This is a genomic window from Nocardioides rubriscoriae, from assembly GCF_008087085.1.
Taxonomy (GTDB): Bacteria; Actinomycetota; Actinomycetes; order Propionibacteriales; family Nocardioidaceae; genus Nocardioides; species Nocardioides rubriscoriae.
The window spans coordinates 19,648-37,760 of sequence record NZ_VIYJ01000009.1 but is presented as its reverse complement, the minus strand read 5'-3'; the positions used below and the strand labels follow the sequence as shown (position 1 = coordinate 37,760).

At 74.6% G+C, this 18,113-nt stretch carries 18 protein-coding genes; 9 read left to right on the top strand and 9 right to left on the bottom strand.

What is annotated here, in order from left to right; translation table 11 throughout:
- Window positions 1–74: 74 nt before the first annotated feature.
- Window positions 75–656, top strand: coding sequence for an RNA polymerase sigma factor (locus tag FZC61_RS16395; RefSeq protein WP_148615253.1), 582 nt, complete (start codon window positions 75–77; stop codon window positions 654–656).
- Window positions 653–1,156, top strand: coding sequence for a hypothetical protein (locus tag FZC61_RS16390; protein ID WP_211357291.1), 504 nt, complete (start codon window positions 653–655; stop codon window positions 1,154–1,156). The genes FZC61_RS16395 and FZC61_RS16390 overlap by 4 nt, the downstream gene beginning before the upstream one ends.
- 5 nt (window positions 1,157–1,161) lie before the next feature.
- Here the strand turns inward: FZC61_RS16390 and FZC61_RS16385 are convergent, their stop codons facing one another.
- A complete protein-coding gene (locus FZC61_RS16385) occupies window positions 1,162–2,538 on the bottom strand; it encodes a S8 family peptidase (RefSeq protein ID WP_148615252.1) in 1,377 nt (458 codons plus the stop codon).
- A gap of 102 nt (window positions 2,539–2,640) precedes the next feature.
- Here FZC61_RS16385 and FZC61_RS16380 point away from each other — a divergent pair, with 102 nt between their 5' ends.
- Genes FZC61_RS16380 through FZC61_RS16360 form a run of 5 tightly spaced genes read left to right on the top strand, consistent with a single transcriptional unit; the run spans window position 2,641 to window position 9,556 of the window.
- The gene (locus FZC61_RS16380; RefSeq protein WP_148615251.1) at window positions 2,641–5,178 is read left to right on the top strand and encodes a CHAT domain-containing protein; all 2,538 of its coding nucleotides are present in this window, start codon (window positions 2,641–2,643) and stop codon (window positions 5,176–5,178) included.
- A 32-nt stretch (window positions 5,179–5,210) separates the two neighbouring features.
- A complete protein-coding gene (locus tag FZC61_RS16375) occupies window positions 5,211–7,133 on the top strand; it encodes an anthranilate synthase family protein (RefSeq protein ID WP_148615250.1) in 1,923 nt (640 codons plus the stop codon).
- On the top strand, window positions 7,126–7,650 hold the full coding sequence (locus tag FZC61_RS16370) for a hypothetical protein (protein ID WP_148615249.1): 525 nt from the start codon (window positions 7,126–7,128) through the stop codon (window positions 7,648–7,650). The genes FZC61_RS16375 and FZC61_RS16370 overlap by 8 nt, the downstream gene beginning before the upstream one ends.
- Window positions 7,651–7,692: 42 nt before the next feature.
- Complete coding sequence (locus FZC61_RS16365; protein ID WP_148615248.1) at window positions 7,693–8,268, top strand: anthranilate synthase component II; 576 nt, start codon at window positions 7,693–7,695, stop codon at window positions 8,266–8,268.
- A 19-nt stretch (window positions 8,269–8,287) separates the two neighbouring features.
- Complete coding sequence (locus FZC61_RS16360; protein WP_148615247.1) at window positions 8,288–9,556, top strand: anthranilate synthase component I family protein; 1,269 nt, start codon at window positions 8,288–8,290, stop codon at window positions 9,554–9,556.
- Here the strand turns inward: FZC61_RS16360 and FZC61_RS16355 are convergent.
- From FZC61_RS16355 to FZC61_RS16320, 7 genes are all read right to left on the bottom strand, one after another.
- Window positions 9,546–10,118, bottom strand: a complete 573-nt coding sequence (locus tag FZC61_RS16355) for a hypothetical protein (RefSeq protein WP_170286136.1) — start codon at window positions 10,116–10,118, stop codon at window positions 9,546–9,548. The two genes, FZC61_RS16360 and FZC61_RS16355, sit on opposite strands and share 11 nt — an antisense overlap.
- Window positions 10,111–11,643, bottom strand: coding sequence for a sensor histidine kinase (locus FZC61_RS16345; protein ID WP_148615244.1), 1,533 nt, complete (start codon window positions 11,641–11,643; stop codon window positions 10,111–10,113). The genes FZC61_RS16355 and FZC61_RS16345 overlap by 8 nt, the downstream gene beginning before the upstream one ends.
- Complete coding sequence (locus tag FZC61_RS16340) at window positions 11,640–12,338, bottom strand: response regulator transcription factor (RefSeq protein WP_148615243.1); 699 nt, start codon at window positions 12,336–12,338, stop codon at window positions 11,640–11,642. The genes FZC61_RS16345 and FZC61_RS16340 overlap by 4 nt, the downstream gene beginning before the upstream one ends.
- Before the next feature lie 57 nt (window positions 12,339–12,395).
- Window positions 12,396–13,262 carry a fructosamine kinase family protein gene (locus FZC61_RS16335; protein ID WP_148615242.1) on the bottom strand — a complete coding sequence of 289 codons (867 nt, stop codon included), beginning with the start codon at window positions 13,260–13,262 and terminating at the stop codon, window positions 12,396–12,398.
- Window positions 13,259–13,741 carry a low molecular weight protein-tyrosine-phosphatase gene (locus FZC61_RS16330; protein WP_148615241.1) on the bottom strand — a complete coding sequence of 161 codons (483 nt, stop codon included), beginning with the start codon at window positions 13,739–13,741 and terminating at the stop codon, window positions 13,259–13,261. The genes FZC61_RS16335 and FZC61_RS16330 overlap by 4 nt, the downstream gene beginning before the upstream one ends.
- Entirely contained in the window at window positions 13,741–14,136 is a 396-nt protein-coding gene (locus FZC61_RS16325) for a phage holin family protein (RefSeq protein WP_148615240.1), read from the bottom strand. The genes FZC61_RS16330 and FZC61_RS16325 overlap by 1 nt, the downstream gene beginning before the upstream one ends.
- 165 nt (window positions 14,137–14,301) lie before the next feature.
- Window positions 14,302–15,000 carry a GntR family transcriptional regulator gene (locus tag FZC61_RS16320; RefSeq protein ID WP_170286135.1) on the bottom strand — a complete coding sequence of 233 codons (699 nt, stop codon included), beginning with the start codon at window positions 14,998–15,000 and terminating at the stop codon, window positions 14,302–14,304.
- Window positions 15,001–15,126: 126 nt separating this feature from the next.
- Between FZC61_RS16320 and FZC61_RS16315 the strand changes: the two genes are divergently transcribed.
- Entirely contained in the window at window positions 15,127–16,020 is an 894-nt protein-coding gene (locus FZC61_RS16315) for a dimethylarginine dimethylaminohydrolase family protein (RefSeq protein ID WP_246142740.1), read from the top strand.
- Window positions 16,021–16,032: 12 nt separating this feature from the next.
- Here FZC61_RS16315 and FZC61_RS16310 read toward each other — a convergent pair whose 3' ends face one another.
- Window positions 16,033–17,424, bottom strand: a complete 1,392-nt coding sequence (locus FZC61_RS16310) for a carotenoid oxygenase family protein (protein WP_148615237.1) — start codon at window positions 17,422–17,424, stop codon at window positions 16,033–16,035.
- Window positions 17,425–17,487: 63 nt separating this feature from the next.
- Between FZC61_RS16310 and FZC61_RS16305 the strand changes: the two genes are divergently transcribed.
- Window positions 17,488–18,108, top strand: a complete 621-nt coding sequence (locus tag FZC61_RS16305) for a TetR/AcrR family transcriptional regulator (RefSeq protein WP_170286134.1) — start codon at window positions 17,488–17,490, stop codon at window positions 18,106–18,108.
- Window positions 18,109–18,113 lie beyond the last annotated feature (5 nt).

The window sequence follows — 18,113 nt, the reverse complement described above, 5'->3', positions numbered from 1 at the left end:
ATCACTCCTCTGTGCGAGACGATGCCGCCGCAGGCCAAGCACAACGCACGACCTGAGGCGGAGGAGGACGACCGATGGACGCGTCGTACCCCTTGCCCGACCTCGTCGCAGCTGCCCAGGGAGGCGACCAGGATGCGTGGGACGCGATCGTCGAGCGGTTCGTGCCCCTCGTGGGCGCCATCGCCCGGCAGCACCGGCTGTCGGAGGCCGACGGCGACGACGTCAGCCAGACCGTGTGGCTGCGGCTCGTCGAGCACCTCGGCGACCTGCGTGAGCCGGCCGCCCTCCCGGGCTGGATCCGTACGACGACCCGCCACGAGTGCCTGCGCGTCATCGCCGTGCGTGGCCGCACCCGCCCGGCCGACCCGCAGGAGGACCGCGTGCTCGACGGCGTCGTCGACGACGTGGCCGGCGACGACCTGGTCGCGGTCGAGCGCCGCCAGGCGCTGCGCGAGGCGCTCGCCGAGCTGCCCGCCGCCCGGCGCGAGCTGCTGCTCCTGCTGCTCGCAGACCCGCCGGTCGGCTACGCCGAGATCAGCGAGCGGCTCGGAATCCCGATCGGCAGCATCGGCCCGACCCGGGCCCGTGCGCTCGAGCAGCTGCGACGCACGCAGGCGCTGCTGTCCCTCCGCGACCCGGGAGAGGTGCCGGCATGACTGACCAGACGCCCTGGGACGAGCTCGACGACGACGAGCTGATGGCGGCGCTCGCGCAGGCGGTCGCCGAGGCCGGCGCCGTGCCCGACCGTCGCCGCGAGGCCGCCCGGGCGGCGTTCTCCTGGCGCACCGTCGACGCCGAGCTCGCCGAGCTGCTCCACGACTCCGCCCTCGACGCCGGTGCCGCCGTGCGCTCGGGCAGTGCCCCGGGGGTCGACGAGCCGCGCACCCTGTCGTTCGGCAGCGGGGCGCTGGCGCTCGAGGTCGAGGTCGACGGCGAGGTCGTGATGGGCCAGGTCGTCGGACCGACCCCTGCCCCCGGGGCCGCGACGGTCGCGCTCCAGCGCGCGGAGGGTGCCGAGGGCGGTGAGGGTGACGAGGTCGTGGTCGAGGTCGACGCGGCCGGGTTCTTCCGGGTCGAGGGCGTGGTGTCGGGCCCCGTGCGCTTCGTCGTGCGGGCCGACGGGTGGGCGCTGACCAGTCCCTGGGTCGTGCTGTAGCCGTTTCAGGCGAAGGGCGGGCCGACGGCCGTGATCGGGTTGCCGTGCGGGTCGGCCAGCGGTCGGCCCGCAGCGAGCAGGTCGGTGACCGACTCGTGCGCGGTGCGGCCGGTCGCGCTCATGTGGGCGGCGATCGCGCCGGAGACCACCGGGGTCGCGAACGACGTGCCGCTCCACTGCGCCAGGCCCTTGAAGTGGCGCACGGTGCCGACGTGGGGCGGCTCCTGGCACGTGTAGGTGCCGGCGGGGTAGGCGTTGACCAGGTCGCGCCCCAGCGCGTAGACGTCGACCCAGGAGCCGGTGTTGGAGAAGTCGCACACCTGGCCGTCGGGGTCGAGGGCGCCGACGCCGACCGCCCAGTCGTAGGCCGCGGGCCAGAACGGGCGGGTGGTGCTGTCGTTGCCGGCCGCCGCGACGACCAGCAGGTCACCCTCGCCGTCGAGCAGCCGCCGGGTCGAGGCGAAGACGTCGAAGGCCAGCAGCCCGCGGTCGTGACGGGTGTAGGTGCCTGCGGAGATCGAGATGACGTGCGGGTCGAACGTCTCGACGACGGCCTCGTCGAGCTCGCGCACGATCGCGGACTCGTACGCCGCCCCGCCGTGGGTCAAGAAGCCCTCGACCTCGACGCCGACGGCCGGCGCCAGGCAGCGGACCACCCCGGCCACGAAGGTGCCGTGCCCCGCGTACGGGTGGATGGCGTGCTGGTCGATCACCTCGGCGTCGCCGTCGACGTCGTGCAGCCAGGGCGACAGGCCGGTGGTCTCGGCCGGCTCCCACCAGCCGGTGTCGACGACCGAGACGCGGACGCCCTTCCCGGCCGAGGCCCGCTCGGCCACCTCGGGCAGGGGCCGGGTACGTCGCGGAGGGCGCGGCTCGTCGGCCGGGCACATCCGCCCCCCGCCCTGGCCCGGGGTCACGTAGAGGACGTGGTCGGGACGGGCGACGTCGTCGCCGAGCTCGGCCTCCAGGTCGGGGAGCACGGCGGGGACCTCGGCGCGACGGGGCAGCAGGACGTGGTGCAGGCCGTCGACGACCTGGCGCGACCGGGCTCGGCCGCCGTAGCGGTCCGTGCGCTCGGCGAAGAAGGCCAGGACCCGGTCGAGGTCCTCGGAGCGCACCAGGAGCCGCCCGGGCCGGTAGAGGTAGACGTCGTCGTCGCGCTCGCCTTCGTGCAGCCGGGCCCCGCGCCCGTGGCCGAAGGCCGCGAGCAGGATCGCGAGCTGCGCCTGCTGGATCGCCCGGTCGAGCTCGTCGGGCGTGCGGGTCGGGGGCTCCTGCGGCGACCACGGCCAGGGCACCCGGTCGGTGACCAGGCGCCACGGCGACCGGAGCACGGAGAGCAGCGACGTGGACGAGCCGGAGGGATCGCTGGGGCGGGTCATGGGACGCTCCTCGAGACAGCGCCGGCCACCCGGTGGCAGCGGGCTCAGGTCCGTCGTCACGCTAGTGGGACGGACCCCTGGGGTAAATGACGCGCGAGGAGGATGGTCATCGACGCCCTCCTCGTGCTCGCCCTCGACGACCCCGACGCCGCGCACCGGCAGGCGCACGAGGTCCTGGCCCGCCCGACGGCCACGCCGGCGCAGCGCAGCGTGGCCCACCAGGCCCTCGGCCTGGCGCACCGCGAGCGCCTCGACTTCGACGCAGCACTGGCCGCGATGGCGCGGGCCGTGACCCTGGCGAGGCAGGCCGGCGAGGCGGGGCGGCTGGCCGACACCCTGGCCACGCTCGGCGGGACCCTGGTCCTGGCCGGTCGCGCGCGTCGCGGCGTCCGTGCCCTCGACGAGGCGCTGGCGCACGCCCCGACGGACCCGCTGGTGCTGATGCGGCGCGGGCTGTCGCTGGCCTACCTCGCCCGCCACGACGAGGCCGCCCACGACCTGGCCCGGGCGGCAGCGGGGTTCCGGGCCGTGGGCGACGACGTCTGGGAGGCACGGACCCTGCACAACCTGGGGTTCGCCGAGCGCCGGCGCGGCCGGCTGGCCGAGGCGCAGCAGCACACCGAGCGCGCCCTTGACCTCCTGCGCCGCCACGACGTCGTCGTCGACGCCTGGTGGGCCGAGCAGAACCTCGCCGACATCCGCCTGTGCCAGGGCGACCTCCCGGGGGCCCTGGCGCAGCTCGACCGGGTCGCCGAGCGGTACGCCGAGCTCGGCCACGCCCGGGCGTCGCTGGACTGGGTGCGCTGTCGCGCCTACCTGACCGCGGGCCTGGCGGCCGAGGCCGCCGACCTCGGGGCGCAGGCGCTCGCCGCGCCGATGGAGCCCAGCGACCGCGGGCCGCTGCTGCTGGTGACCGCCACGGCCCTGCTCGACGCGGGGCGCCCGGGAGAGGCCGCCGAGCTGGCCGCGCAGGCGCGGGTGCTGCTGCGGCGGATCGGCGACGAGTGGTTCGAGCTGCGGGCCCGGCTGGTGCTGGAGCGGGCACGCCGGCGGCTCGGGGACGACCGGCGCCGGGCGGAGGAGTCGGTCGCGGTCGCGCGGGCCCTCGACGAGCAGCGGGCCGACGAGGCCCCCCTGGCGCTGGTGCTGGCGGCCGAGCACCTCGACGGCGGACGACGCTCCGCGCTGCTCGCCGCGGCGGCCGGGTACCGAACCCGGGGCACGGCCCTCACCCGGGCCGGCGGGTGGTGGGGCACGGCCCTGCTGCACACCGACGCGCAGCGGCGTGGGGACGCGCTGCGGGCGTGCGCCCGCGGGCTCGACGCGCTCGACGAGCACCGCGAGACCCTCGGCAGCACCGAGCTCCGGGCCCTCGCGACCGGCCACGGCGCCGAGCTCGCCACCCTCGCCCTGCGGCACGCCGCCGGGGACCCGCGCACCCTGCTGCGCTGGAGCGAGCGGTGGCGGTCGACCGCGCTGGCGCAGCCCCCGGTGACGCCCGGCGACCAGCCGGTGCTGGCGTCGTTGGCGGCGCTGCGCGACACCGGGCGCCGGCTGGCCCAGGCGCGCGCCGAGGGTGCGCCGTACGAGCAGGTCCGGCAGCTCGAGCGCGAGCGCGCCCGGCTCGAGCGCGACGTCCGCGCCGAGCACCACCGCCAGGCCGGCCGTGGAGGTGCGGCCACGGGCCTCGACGTGGGGCACCTGGTCGCCGAGGTCGCCGAGGTCCCCGGCGGCTGCCTGGTCGAGCTGGTCGACGTCGACGGCGTGCTGCACGTGCTGGTCGTCCAGGGCGGGAGGGTCCGGCGTCGGGTCGCCGGGACGACCGAGGCCGCGCTGGCGCTGACGCGGTCGGCGGCGTTCGTGCTGCGGCGGGCCGCCCGCGGGCGCCCGTTCGTGCCGGGCGACCTGGGGCAGCGGCTGCAGCACGAGCTGCTCGGCGACGCCGCCCGGCTCCTGCCCGACGGCCCGGTGACCGTGGTGCCGACCGGGCGGCTGCACGGCGTGCCGTGGGCGCTGCTGCCGGCGCTGGCGGACCGGCCGTTCGCCGTCGTGCCGTCGGCCGCGCAGTGGCTGCGTGCCCGTGCCGTGCCGGCGCCGGAGGTGCCGCGGCTGGTGCTGCTCGCCGGCCCGGGTCTGGGGACCGGTGGCGCCGAGGTGCCGGTGCTGGCCGCCGCGCACCCCGACGCCCGGCTGCTCGACGGCCCGCACGCCACGGCCGAGGCGGCGCTGGCCGCGCTCGACGGCGCCGGGCTGGCGCACGTGGCCGCCCACGGGCACTTCCGGGCCGACAGCCCGCTCTTCTCGTCGCTCGAGATGGCCGACGGGCCGCTGACCGTCCACGACCTCGAGCGGCTGCGCGTGGCGCCGTACCGGGTGGTGCTGTCGGCGTGCGAGTCGGGCGTGCTGGCCCCGGTCGGTGCCGACGAGCTGCTCGGGCTGGCCTCCGCGCTCTTCGCGCTCGGCACCGCCGGCCTGGTCTGCAGCGTCGCGGAGGTCAACGACGAGGCGACCGCCGCGCTGATGGTCGACCTGCACGCCCACCTCGACGCCGGCGCCGACCCGGCCGCCGCGCTGCACGCCGTACGACGGGCGCGACCGGGCGACCCCACCGCGGTCTCGTTCGTGGCGCTGGGGGTGTGAGGGGGTCCCTGGCCCACAACTAGGCTGCGCGCATGACTGAACCCCTCGCCGCCCGGGACGCCATCGCCGCGCTCCAGGGGCACGAGGCGTGGGCGATCATCCGACGCTCGACCCGGGCCGGTGACCGCGACACGGTCGGTCTGGTCGGCGGACGGCGCAGCGAGGTCGCCTCGATCCTCGACGTGCCGCTCGAGGAGGGGCCGCCCGAGGCCGGCCACATCGCCGACCGGCTGGTCGCGATCCCGTTCCGGCAGGTCGCCGAGCGCGGCTTCGAGGCCCACGACGACGGCACCCCGCTGGTGGTGGTCGACATCGAGACCGAGCAGGAGTTCTCGGTCGCCGAGGTCGCCGCGGCGATCGACGACGTGCCGGTCGAGTTCTCCGACCGCGGTGGCTTCGAGACCGACGACGAGGAGTACGGCCGGCTCGTCGGCTCGATCATCCGCGACGAGATCGGCCAGGGCGAGGGCGCCAACCTAGTCGTCGGGCGCCACTACCGCGCGACCGTCGCCGACTGGGGCGCCGACAAGGCGCTGGCGGTCTTCCGCCGGCTGCTCGAGCGCGAGCGCGGCGCCTACTGGACCTACGTCTTCTTCACCGGCGACCGGTTCCTCATCGGCGCCAGCCCCGAGCGCCACGTCAGCGTCCACAACGGCGACGTCCGGATGAACCCCATCTCCGGCACCTTCCGGATCCCCTCCGAGGGCAACGCCCGCGCCCAGCTGCTCGACTTCCTGCGCGACGAGAAGGAGATCTACGAGCTCTTCATGGTCGTCGACGAGGAGCTGAAGATGATGTGCGACATCTGCCACGAGGGCGGGCAGGTGCTCGGGCCGTTCCTCAAGCCGATGAGCCGCCTGGTCCACACCGAGTACCTCCTGGCCGGCCGCACCGACCGCGACCCGCGCGAGGTGCTGCGCGACACGATGTACGCCGCCACGGTCACCGGCAGCCCGGTCGAGAACGCCTGCCGGCTGATCAAGAAGTACGAGGCCGAGGGCCGCGGCTACTACGGCGCGGCCCTCGCGATCCTGGGTCGTGACGCCGAGGGCGGACCGGTCGTCGACAGCCCGATCGTCATCCGCACCGCCGACGTCAGGCCCGACGGGCGCCTCACCGTGACCGCCGGGGCGACGCTGGTGCGCGACTCCGACGCGGCCTACGAGGTGGCCGAGACCCACGCCAAGGCCGGGGGCATCCTGTCGGCCTTCGGGCTGGTGCCGCCCGCGCCGGTGCCCGACGTCGACCTCGCCGAGCTCGTCAACGACGAGGACGTGCTGCTCGCGCTCAACGCGCGCAACGCCCGGCTCAGCTCGTTCTGGCTGCGCGACCAGATGGGCTCGCCGCCCGACCCGCGCCTGGCCGGTCGCAGCGTGCTGATCCTCGACAACGAGGACGACTTCGTCAACATGCTGCGCCACGTGCTCGGCGTGCTCGGCCTGACCTCGACCGTCGTGCGCCACGAGGACTACCGCACCGGCGCCTTCGACGGCCACGACCTGGTCATCGTCGGGCCCGGGCCGGGCGACCCGCGCGACGGTGACGACGCCAAGATCGGGCGCGTGCGCGCCGCGGTCGACGACCTGCTCGCGTCGGGCCAGACCTTCCTCGCGGTCTGCCTGGGCCACCAGACGCTCTGCGGGCAGCTCGGGATCCCCCTGGCCTACAAGGACATCGTCTTCCAGGGCACCCAGTCGGCGGTCGCCTACGACGGGCGCACCGAGCGCGTGGGCTTCTACAACACCTTCGTCGGCCGGGTCGGGGCCGACGGGACCCTGCCCGGCGGGCTGCCCGAGGGCGTGAGCGTCGACGTCGACGCCGCCACCGGCGACATCCACCACGTCCGGGGCCCGCACTACCGAGGCATCCAGTTCCACGCCGAGTCGATCCTGACCGAGCGCGGCTACGAGCTGCTCCACGAGCTGGTCGGCGACCTCCTGCTGGGCGATGACTGAGCCCCTGCCCGAGCGCCTGCCCGAGGCCCTGCCCGAGCGCACCCTGGTCCTGCCGGCGTGGCGCCGCACGCTGGTCGTCGTCGGCCTCGTGGTGCTCGTCGTCGGCCTGCTCAACGCCTGGCTGAGCGACCAGTTCGTGGTGGGTCGGGTCGCCGGTGTGGTCCTGAGCGTCTACGTCGCCTGGATGTTCCTGGTCCAGGCGATCGACCCGCGCCGCCGGGTGGTGCTCGACCGCACCGGCTTCGGGGTCGAGCACCCGGCTCGCGCGTCCTACCGGGTGGCGTGGGCACAGGTCGAGCGGCTCGAGGTCGGCCGCGGCGCCGGCACCGACCACGTGCAGGTCCACGTGCACGACCCCGTCGCGCTGGTCATGGCGACGAGCGGGTCGATGCGCGGCGTGCTCGAGCGCACGCTGCGCCTGCGTGGCCACCTGACCGTGACGTCCTCGACCCCGGCCCTGCAGGTGCGCGACCTGATGGAGCGCTACCGGGCGGCCGCGGAGCGTCCAGGCCCCTGACGGGGGAGGGGGCGCGGGCGCCGGCGGCGATAGCGTGGCGGCGTGCCGGCGGTCCCCGACGTCGTCGTGGTCGACCACCACGACTCCTACACCTGGAACCTGGTGCACCTCGTCGCGTCGGTGACCGGCGTGCTGCCGACGGTCGTGCAGCACGACGAGGTCGAGCCCGACGACGTCCTGCGCCACTCGCACGTCGTGCTCTCGCCGGGGCCCGGCTCGCCCGACGACCCCCACGACTTCGCGGTCGGACGCGACGTGCTGCTCGCCGCGGCCCGGCCGGTGCTGGGGGTCTGCCTGGGCATGCAGGGCCTCGTGACGGCGTACGGCGGCGTGGTCGGGCGGGTCGCCCCGGCGCACGGGACGGTGGCGCGGGTGACCCACGACGGCCATGGTGTCTTCGCGGGGGTCCCCGACGGTTTCGACGCAGTGCGCTACCACTCGCTCGCGGCCGTGGCGGTGCCCGACGCGCTCGAGGTGACGGCCCGCGCCGACGACGGTGTCGTGATGGGGGTGCGCCACCGCACGCTGCCGCAGGAGGGCGTGCAGTTCCATCCCGAGTCGATCCTGTCGCGCCACGGTGCCGCCCTGGTGGCCAACTTCCTGGCGGGTGTGCGGTGAGCCACACGATGAGCACGAGATGACCGGGGTTGAGGACTTCTTTGCCTCGGTCGCGGCGCGCCACCCCCGCTGCTTCTGGCTCGACGGCGGCGGCGCGCGCGCCTGGTCGGGGCGACGGTCGGTCGTCGGCTGGCTCGACCCCGGTGACGTGTCGCTGACCTACAGCGCCGCGACGCGCGAGGTCACCCGCTGGGTCGACGGCCGCGGCACGGTGGTCGGCGACGACGTCTTCACCGTGCTGGAGGCCGAGCTGGCGACGGCCGGCGGCCGTGGTCAGTGGTTCGGCTACCTGGGCTACGCCTCGCGTCCCGACCTGCCCGCCGCCACCGACGGCTGGCTGCCCGACGCGGTGTGGATGCGGCCCTCGCACGTGCGCCAGGTCGACCACGTCCCCGCGGCGGTCGAGGTGCGGACGACCCGGCCGGCCGGACGCCCGACCCCGGTGCCGACCGACTACGCCGCCGCCTTCGCCCGGGTCCAGGAGCACCTGCACGCCGGCAACACCTACGAGGTCAACCTGACCTACCGCCTGGCGCGCCAGGCCGGACCGGACGCCGACCCCGCGGCGACCTACCTGCGGCTGCGCGAGCTCAACCCAGCGCCGTACGCCGGGTTCCTGCAGCACGACGTGGCCGGCGCGCGGGCGTGGCTGCTGAGCTCGAGCCCCGAGCGCTACGCCCTGGTCACCGCCGACCGGACCCTCGAGACCAAGCCGATCAAGGGCACGACCCCGCGCGGCAGCACGCCCGAGGAGGACGACGAGCTGGGGCGCCGGCTCGCGCAGGACCCCAAATTCCGCGCCGAGAACCTGATGATCGTCGACCTGCTGCGCAACGACCTCGCCCAGGTCTGCGAGGTCGGCAGCGTCGAGGTGCCCGAGCTGATGGCCGTCGAGTCCTACGCCAGCGTCCACCAGCTCGTCTCGACGGTCCGCGGGCGGCTGCGCGACGACGTCACGACGGTGGGGGCGCTGCGCGCGCTCTTCCCGGCCGGGTCGATGACCGGGGCCCCCAAGCTGCGCACGATGCAGGTGATCGACGAGGTCGAGAGCACTGCTCGCGGTCCGTACTCCGGGGCGTTCGGCTGGGTCTCCACCGACGGGCGTGCCGACCTCGGGGTGGTGATCCGCAGCCTGATGACCGACGGCAGCGGGGCCTACCGCGTCGGCACCGGCGGCGGCATCACCGTGCTCTCCGACGTCACCGAGGAGTGGGCCGAGACGCAGGTCAAGGCCGAGCGCGTCCTGCGGGCCCTCACGCCGGTCGGTCGGCCGCCGGTCAGCGGGTGAGGCCCGAGCTGTCGGCGTTGGCGGCCAGGTCGGCCATGAGCCGCTCCGCGGCGCGGAGCAGCTGCGCGCGGTCGTAGGGCCGGGGGTCGAGGAGGTTGAGGATCTGCACGAGCAGCCCGTTGCGGACAAAACCGGTGACGGCGAGCGTGTCGGCGCTGGCGTCGACGATGAGGCGCGCGTCGTCGGCGCCGGGCACGCGCGGGGCGATGACGCGAGTCCGGCCCGGCTGCTCCTGGGCACCGAAGGTGCGCAGCAGCTCGGCGAGCGACCCGGGGTAGGTCTGGTAGTTGACGTCGACCAGGGGGTCGCCGTCGGTGAGCGGGGCGAACGTGCAGGTCGGTGCGTCGGGGGTCCCGAGGCGCACCGAGTAGGTCGCGGCGAAGAGCCTGGAGACCGGGTCGACGTCGAGACCGCTGCAGGGGTTCCAGGCCGGCGGTGCGCTCGCGACGTCGCGGCCGGCGTCGGGTGCGGGGGCGGCAGCCGGGTCGTCACGGGTGCACGCCGACAGCCCGGTCGCCAGCAGGCTCGTGAGGAGGCCTGCGACGAGGAGATTCCTACGCACCGAGCCTCCCGGGCCGTCCCGGCAGCTCGACCACGAGTCGGGCCCCGCCCCCGGGCGCCTGCTCGGCGCTGACCCGGCCGGAGTGGCGCTCGACCACCTGGCGCACGATCGACAGCCCGAGCCCGGAGCCCGGCATGGTGCGTGACTCCTCGGCGCGCCAGAACCGGTCGAAGACGTTGTCGCGGTCGGCCTCGGCGATGCCCGGGCCCTGGTCGTCGACGACGAGCCGGCCGACGTCGTCCTCGGCGGTCAGCCGGATGGTGACGGTACTGCCCGGCGGGCCCCACTTGGCGGCGTTGTCGAGCAGGTTGGTGACCGCACGCTCGAGGGCCGCGGCCTCGCCGAACACCTCCCACGCCTGGGCGTCGACGTCGAAGGTCTTGTCGACCGCGCGGCGCCGCACCCGGGCGACCGAGGCGTCGACGATCTCGCTCAGGTCGACCTCGCCGACCACCGGTGCCAGCGGCTCGTCGCGGGCCAGCTCGGTGAGGTCGCCGATCAGGGTCGTCAGCTCGTCGGTCTGGGCACGGATGTCGTCGAGGAGCTCGGCTCGGGCGGTCGGGTCGATCGCCACCTGGTCGTGGTCGGACTGCACCAGCAGGTCGACGTTGGTGCGCAGCGAGGTCAGCGGGGTGCGCAGCTCGTGACCGGCGTCGGTGACCAGCTGGCGCTGGCGGTCGCGCGAGGCCGACAGCGCGCCCAGCATCTCGTTGAACGCCGTCGCGAGCCGGGCGACCTCGTCGGCGCCCTCGACCGGGAGCGGGTCGAGGCGCTCGGTGCGGGCGATCGTCTCGACCGACGCCGTGAGGCGGCGTACGGGACGCAGGCCGTTGCGGGCCACGCCCCAGCCGGCGACACCGGCCGCGAGCATCCCGAGGAGCCCGACGACCAGGGTGAGCCAGCCCAGCTTGGCCAGGAACTCCTCCTGGTCCTGCAGCGACTGGGCGATGATCAGGGCCTGGCCGTCCTCGTCGGCAGCGACCGTGACCATGCGGAAGTGCTCGCCCTGGTAGGTCACCGTGCGCACGCTCTGCCGGCTCTGGTGGCGGGCCACCGCGATCTCGGCGTCGCCGACGGGCAGGTCGGTCTCGCCGATGATCAGGTAGCCCGGGGGACGGAACAGGATCCGGGCGAACTTCGCGTCGGCCGCCCCCGAGATCTCGGGGCGGATGTTGTTGTAGTTGTTGAGCAGTCCGCCGACCTCGGCCGTGCGTGCGCGCTCGAGCAGCGAGGCGTCCTGCTGCTCCTGCAGCTGCATCCGGGCGAAGGTGTAGAGCCCCGTCGCCATCGCCGCCACCGTCAGGCCGACCGCCATCGTCGTCAGCAGGGTCACCCGGCTGGCCAGCGAGCGGCGGTAGTGCCAGCGGCGCTCGCCGGGGTCGTTCGGGTAGGTGGCGCCGGTGCGGTCGCCGATGACGCCCGGAGCGCCCACGGTGCCGGTGCCGGTGCCGGTGCCGGTGCCGGTGTCCCCGGCCTCGCCGACGGTGCCGACGTCGTCAGCCCGGGTGGCGGGCGGGGTGGTCATGACTCCTTGAGCACGTAGCCCACGCCACGCACGGTGTGGAGCAGGCGCGGCTCGGCCTCGGCCTCGGTCTTGCGGCGCAGGTAGCCGACGTAGACCTCGAGGGAGTTGGCGGTGGTCGGGAAGTCGTAGCCCCAGACCTCCTCGAGGATGAACGACCGGTCGAGCACGCGGCGCGGGCGCCGCAGGAACAGCTCGAGCAGGGTGAACTCGGTCCGGGTCAGGTCGATGGTGCGCGGCCCGCGCCGGACCTCGCGGGTCGTGACGTTCATCGTCAGGTCGGAGAAGGACAGCACCTCCTCGGCGTCGTCCTCGGTGGGCACCGCGCGCCGCAGCAGCGCCCGCAGCCGGGCCAGCAGCTCGGGCAGCGCGAAGGGCTTGGTGAGGTAGTCGTCGGCGCCCGCGTCGAGGCCCTCGACCCGGTCGCCGACGGCGTCGCGTGCGGTGAGCACGATGATCGGCACGTCGTTGCCCGCGGTGCGCAGGGCACGGGTCGTCTCGAGCCCGTCGAGACGCGGCATCATCACGTCCATCACCACCACGTCGGGCGCCATCGCGGCGATCCCGGCGAGCGCCTCGGCGCCGTCGCCGGCCAGGTGGACCTCGTAGCCGTTGAACTCCAGCGAGCGGCGCAGCGACTCACGCACGGCCTTGTCGTCGTCGACGACGAGCAGGCGCGGCTTGGCAGGAGCGGACACGCGTCCACCTTGCCACGGGGCCCTGAGGCGTGTCTGAGAAGTGGCCCGGCCGGTCGCTCAGCGGTAGCGCCGCGCAACAGCGGCCGCGCGGGCGCCGTAGCCGCCGCCGAACAGGCAGGCGTGCACGAGCAGGGGGAAGATCTGGAAGAGCCCGACCCGGTCCTCCCAGCCGTCGGCGAGCGGGGCGACCTCGGCGTAGGCGTCGAGCAGGCGCTGCAGGTGGGGCAGGCCGAAGAGCGACAGCATCGCCAGGTCGACCTCGCGGTGCCCGCCGTGGGCGGCGGGGTCGATGACGGCGGCGCGGCCGTCGGCGCCCCACAGCACGTTGCCGTTCCACAGGTCGCCGTGCAGACGGGCGGGGGGCTCCTCGGGGACCAGCTCGCCGAGCCGCGCGGCGACGGCCTCGACCGCCGCGGCGTCCTCGGGCTCGATCGCGCCACGGTCGTGGGCCAGCCGCACGAACGGACGCAGCCGCCGCTCGGCGAGGAACTCGGCCCACGTGTCGGTGGGGCGCTGCGGCAGCGGGAGCCGGCCGATGAAGCCGTCGCGTCGGGCGCCGTACGACGGGGCGCCGGTGGCGTGGGTGATCGCGAGGCTGCGGCCCAGCGCGGCCGCCTCGTCGCCGGTGGGGCGACCGGTCTCGACCCAGCCCAGGACCAGGCAGTCGGGCTCGACGGCGAGCACCTCGGGCACGGGGACGCCGCCGTCGGCGGTGGCCTCGGCGAGCCAGCGCAGGCCCCAGGCCTCCTGCTCGAAGAAGCCGGGCGGGGTCCGGGTCATCGTCTTCATCAGCGCGGTGGTGCCGTTGCCCAGGCGCAGCTTGGTCGCGATCGACACGTCACCGCCGGCGACCGGTGCGGTCGCCACCACGGCGGTGCCGAGCAGCTGCTCGGCACGGCGGGCGATCGCCGGCTGCCGGGTCATCGCACCAGCGGGGCGACGTCGTGGACCAGGGCGTCGCAGCAGCGTTCGACCATCGCCAGCACCTCCGTGAATCCGCTCTCCCCACCGTAGTACGGGTCCGGCACCTCGCCGGGACCGTCCGGGTCGAGGTCGCGCAGCAGCATCACCCGGTCGGAGCGGCCGCCGACCGCGGCGAGGTTGTCGGTGTCCATGGCCAGCACGAGGTCGTGGTGGTCGAGCCAGGCCGCGGTGAACTGCTGCGCGCGGTGGGCGCTGCCGTCGTAGCCGGCCTCGCGCAGCGTCGCGGCCGCGCGCCGGTCCATCGGCTCGCCGACGTGCCAGCCGCCGGTGCCGCAGCTCTGCACCTCGACCCGGTCGTCGAGACCGGCCTGGGCGAGCTTGGCGCGCAGCACGACGTCGGCCATCGGCGAGCGGCAGATGTTGCCCAGGCAGACCATCGCCACCCGGTAGCGCCCGGGCTCCCGGGGAGCGGGGACCATCAGTCCTTGTCCGAGCCCACGAAGCCGTCGACGACCCAGGTGACGACGGTGATGATGATCGAGGCGCCGACCGCGGTCCAGAAGCCGTCGACGCGGAACTCGATGTCGAGCGCGTCGGCCAGCGCCCCCGTGAGCATCAGCATCAGCGCGTTGATCGCCAGCAGGAACAGGCCCAGCGTCACGATGATCAGCGGGATCGACAACAGCGTGAGCACGGGCTTGACCACCGCCGAGACCAGGCCCAGGATCGCCGAGACCAGCAGCAGCGGGACCAGGTCGTGGCGCACCGCGGCCCACCCCTGCGTCGGGCCGCCCGGGAACGCGACGCCGTCGAGCAGCCAGGCCGCCGTGGCCAGGCCGAGCGCGGTCGTGAGGAGCCGCAGGAAGATGCGCATGCGCGCAGTCTGGCAGGCGGCGTACGTCGGTCGTGGGGGCTTGGGTTCGTCTCACCTGTCCCGGGATTCACCGGCCGGCCGGTGAAACCCCGACCGGGCCGATGAGATTTCGTCGTCCCGGTCAGGCGTTCACCGGCCGGCCGGTGATTCCTGGTGCACGTGTGACTACAACCCCAACGCGCTGATGATCTCGGTCTCGGCGTCGGCGAGGTGGCCCTGCAGGAACGTCATGGCCGCGTCGACGTCGTCGTCCTCGAGCAGCTGGACGAGCGCGACGTGGGTGTCGGCCTCGTCGTGGGCGTTGCGGGCGATCCGCTCGACCTGGGCCAGGGCGAGCTTGAGCTCGACGACGAGGTTCTCGGCCATGGCGACCAGGCGCGGACTGCCGGCCAGGCCGACGAGGGAGACGTGGAAGGCGAGGTGGAGGGCGTTGAGCTCCTGGTAGGTGCCCTCGGCGCGCACGGCGTCGGTGTAGGTGCGCAGGGAGGTGCGGACGTGGTCGCGCTGGGCGTCGGTGGCCTCGCGCCACCGACTCACCCCGGCGCCCTCGAGGACCCAGCGGGCGGCGCAGACGTCGCGCACCGACTCGGCCTCGGGGGTGGCGACGTGGACCCCGCGGTGCGGCTCGCGGGTCGCCAGGCCCTCGGCGACCAGCACCCCCAGCGCCTCGCGGATCGTCGGGCGCGAGACCCCGAGGGAGTCGGCGAGCGCGACCTCGCGCAGCGCCGTACCGCTCTCGATCTCGCCCTCGAAGATCGCGCGGCGCAGCTCCTCGGCCGCGCGCTCGACGGTCGAGGTGTGCTCGACGTGCAGGGTCGCGAACGGTCCGCCGGTCTCGGCGAGGGGCGACCCGGTCGACGTCATGGGCCCCATCATGCCGACCCGGCCGGTCGTGGGGGGCACGGACGCCCCGCCTTGATCTGTGGCGCCGGATCGGTCACGATGGGGATGTCAGATTGTCTGACAATCATCGTCTTGTGGGAGGTTGCGTTGTCCGAGCTGGGCTGGGGTCGCCACTACATCGCCGTCGAGCCGACGCACTTCCGCGTCGACTACGTCATCAACCCGTACATGGACCCCGCGGTGCAGCCCGACGGGCCGACCGCCTGGCGGCAGTGGCACGAGATGGTCGCCACGCTGCGCGGCCTCGGCGCGACTGTCGACGTGCTCGCCCAGCGCTCCGACGCCCCCGACATGGTCTACGCGATGAACCTCGGTCTCGGGGTCGTGCGCGACACCGGCGACCGGCACGTGGTCATGTCGCACATGCGCTACCCCGAGCGCCGCATGGAGTCGCGCTCCGCGCAGCCCTGGTTCGCCGAGCGCGGCTTCACGACGTCGTACGTCGGGCGCGACGGCGTGGGTGCCCACCTCGAGGCCGGCGACGCGTTCGCCTGGGGCGACGCGCTGGTCGTCGGCTACGGCCCCCGCACCGAGGAGCTCGCCCTCAAGCACCTGGCCAGCGACCTCGGCGTGCGGGTGCGCGGCATGCGCATCGCCCACCCCGGCATGTACCACCTCGACCTGGCCTTCTGCCCGCTCGACGACCGCCGCGCCATGGTCTGCCCGAGCGCGCTCGACGAGGCCTCGGCGCAGGCGCTGCTCGCGCTGGTGCCCGAGCCGCTGGTGCTCACCGAGGAGGAGGCGCTGACCACGTTCTGCGCCAACTCGGTGGTCGTCGGCCACACCGTCGTCATGCCGGCCTGCCCCGACCGGGTGCGCGCGCAGCTCGAGGAGTGGGGCTTCGAGGTCGTCGTCGTCGACGTCTCCGAGTTCCACAAGGGTGGCGGCTCGATCCGGTGCCTGACCAACCCCGTCGACGTCACCATCGGCCGCGACCTGCCCGCCGTCGCCGGCGGTGCCGTGGTGCTGCCGCCGGAGTAGTGGACGCGCCGGTCAGTCGTCCGGCAGCCAGCTGCCGTGGAACCCCGCCGGCACCCGGCCGGGCAGGTGCACGGTCGCGACGTCCTCGAGCGTGGCCGCGTCGAGCAGCCGCAGCGCGCTGCGGCCGGTGGGCCGGTCGGTGACGTAGCCCATCAGGACGCCGTCGTCCTCGGCGGCGTCGCGGCCGTTCGGGACGAAGACCAGCTCGCCGACCTCGAGCCCGGCGCCGAGGCGGCGTACGTCGGTGGTGCCGGCCACGGTGTCGTGGCGCAGGACGGCGTCGCCCGGCGCGCCGTCGGTGATCTCGACCGCGTAGCCGAACCGGTGCCGTCGGCCGGTGAGCCGCTCGTCGATGCGCGGGAACTCCTGCGAGTGCTCGTCGTGACGGTGCTCGTGGGCCTTGCCCGAGGCGAGGTCGAGGGTGAAGCGCACCAGCGAGGTCGGGCCCTCGTCGGGGCCGGTGAAGACCGTGGCGAACATGCGGTCGTGGCGCACGACGTCGATGACGACCTCGCCGGTCTCGGGCACCTCGAAGGCGTTGAGGGTGTGGAAGACGTAGCAGGGGTCGATGTCGAACCAGCGCACGTCGCTGCCGTCGGCGGCCCCCTCGCGCGGCAGCAGGCCGATGCGCGCGGGGTAGTCGGCGTCCCACGAGTAGGGCAGCTGGCTGGGGGCGCGGCGCCCGCGCGTCACGGCGTCGATGACCCGGTCGGGCACGGGGTTGCGGCCCACGATCCGGTTGAGGGCGAACCGCGTCGGCAGCCGCATCGGGCGCGGGGTGCGGCCGGCGACCATGTCGATGTCGAAGGTCACGGGGAGGTCGTAGAGCACGACCCAGTGCTCGGTGATCGCGCAGTCGTGCATCATCGGGCTGCCGTGCACCTCGACCTCGACCTGACGGCGCAGCCGGCCGTCGGTGCCCAGGACGGAGTAGTCGACCCGGTTGCCGCGGGTCCACGAGTAGGACACCGCGTGCAGCTCGCCGGTCGCGGGGTCCTCGTGGGGGTGGGCGGTGTAGCCGGCGCGCAGGTCGCCGGCGAAGCAGGCGCGCCCGAGCGTGTCGAGCTCCTCGCCCAGCTCGTAGGGCGGGGACCCGCCCTCGACCAGCGCGAGCGTGCGGCCGGCGTGGCCGACGACGTGGGTGTTCGGGGCGAAGTCGCCCTCGGCGGGTCGGACCCAGCGGTTGCGGTACCACCGGGCGGCGCCGTCCTCGAGCCGGACGCCGTGGACCATGCCCTCGCCCAGGAACCAGTGGTGGTCGTCGCCGGGGTCGTCGACCGGGTTGGGGCCGATGCGCAGGTAGCGGCCGTCGAGGTGGTCGGGGATCGTGCCGGTGACCTCGAGGTCGAACGCGGTGAGCTCGTCGGCGACGGGGGCGAACCCGTCCTGCAGGTAGCGGTTCACGCGACATCTCCCTATAACAGTGTTATCGAGTGACGATAACGACGTTATGACAGCATGGCAAGGGTGTCCTGCTCCGACCCCGCGCCCGACCCCGTGCCCGACGTGCGGCGTCGGCTGCTCGACGTCGCGGCCGAGGTGCTGGCCGAGGAGGGGCCGTCCGCGCTGACCACGCGTCGCCTGACCCGCGAGGTCGGCACCTCGACGATGGCGGTCTACACCCACTTCGGGTCGATGCCGGCGCTGGTGCGCGAGGTCGTGGCCGACGGGTTCGCACAGCTGTGCGCCCGGGTCGGTGCCGTCCCGCGGACCGACGACACCCTGCACGACCTGACCACGGTCGCGGCGGCGTACCGGCAGCACGCCCTGGCCCACCCCCGGCTGTACGCCGTGATGTTCGGCTCCGCCTCCCTGGGCGGCTACCGGCTCAGCGACGAGGACAAGGGGGTCGGGCTCGAGGCGTTCGGCCAGCTCGTCGCGGTGGTCGAGCGGGCGATGGCGGCCGGCACGCTGCGCCGCGACGACCCGGCGGCCGTGGCGGGCCAGCTGTGGACCGCGCTCCACGGCTACATCATGCTCGAGCAGGCGGGCTTCCACCGGGTCGTCGACGACCCCGAGGACGCCCTGCTCCACCCGATGCTGGGCCATCTCGTGGCGGGGCTCGCCGCCGACCGGATGCCCGGCTGACGGGC

What these genes read in the sequence shown, in the direction of transcription:
- FZC61_RS16335 (WP_148615242.1), bottom strand. Translation starts at nt 13,262, where the DNA reads ATGACCCGGCAGCCGGCGATCGCCCGCCGTGCCGAGCAGCTGCTCGGC.
- FZC61_RS16370 (WP_148615249.1), top strand. Translation starts at nt 7,126, where the DNA reads ATGACTGAGCCCCTGCCCGAGCGCCTGCCCGAGGCCCTGCCCGAGCGC.
- FZC61_RS16325 (WP_148615240.1), bottom strand. Translation starts at nt 14,136, where the DNA reads ATGCGCATCTTCCTGCGGCTCCTCACGACCGCGCTCGGCCTGGCCACG.
- FZC61_RS16395 (WP_148615253.1), top strand. Translation starts at nt 75, where the DNA reads ATGGACGCGTCGTACCCCTTGCCCGACCTCGTCGCAGCTGCCCAGGGA.
- FZC61_RS16380 (WP_148615251.1), top strand. Translation starts at nt 2,641, where the DNA reads ATGGTCATCGACGCCCTCCTCGTGCTCGCCCTCGACGACCCCGACGCC.
- FZC61_RS16375 (WP_148615250.1), top strand. Translation starts at nt 5,211, where the DNA reads ATGACTGAACCCCTCGCCGCCCGGGACGCCATCGCCGCGCTCCAGGGG.
- FZC61_RS16390 (WP_211357291.1), top strand. Translation starts at nt 653, where the DNA reads ATGACTGACCAGACGCCCTGGGACGAGCTCGACGACGACGAGCTGATG.
- FZC61_RS16320 (WP_170286135.1), bottom strand. Translation starts at nt 15,000, where the DNA reads ATGACGTCGACCGGGTCGCCCCTCGCCGAGACCGGCGGACCGTTCGCG.
- FZC61_RS16385 (WP_148615252.1), bottom strand. Translation starts at nt 2,538, where the DNA reads ATGACCCGCCCCAGCGATCCCTCCGGCTCGTCCACGTCGCTGCTCTCC.
- FZC61_RS16345 (WP_148615244.1), bottom strand. Translation starts at nt 11,643, where the DNA reads ATGACCACCCCGCCCGCCACCCGGGCTGACGACGTCGGCACCGTCGGC.
- FZC61_RS16360 (WP_148615247.1), top strand. Translation starts at nt 8,288, where the DNA reads ATGACCGGGGTTGAGGACTTCTTTGCCTCGGTCGCGGCGCGCCACCCC.
- FZC61_RS16330 (WP_148615241.1), bottom strand. Translation starts at nt 13,741, where the DNA reads ATGGTCCCCGCTCCCCGGGAGCCCGGGCGCTACCGGGTGGCGATGGTC.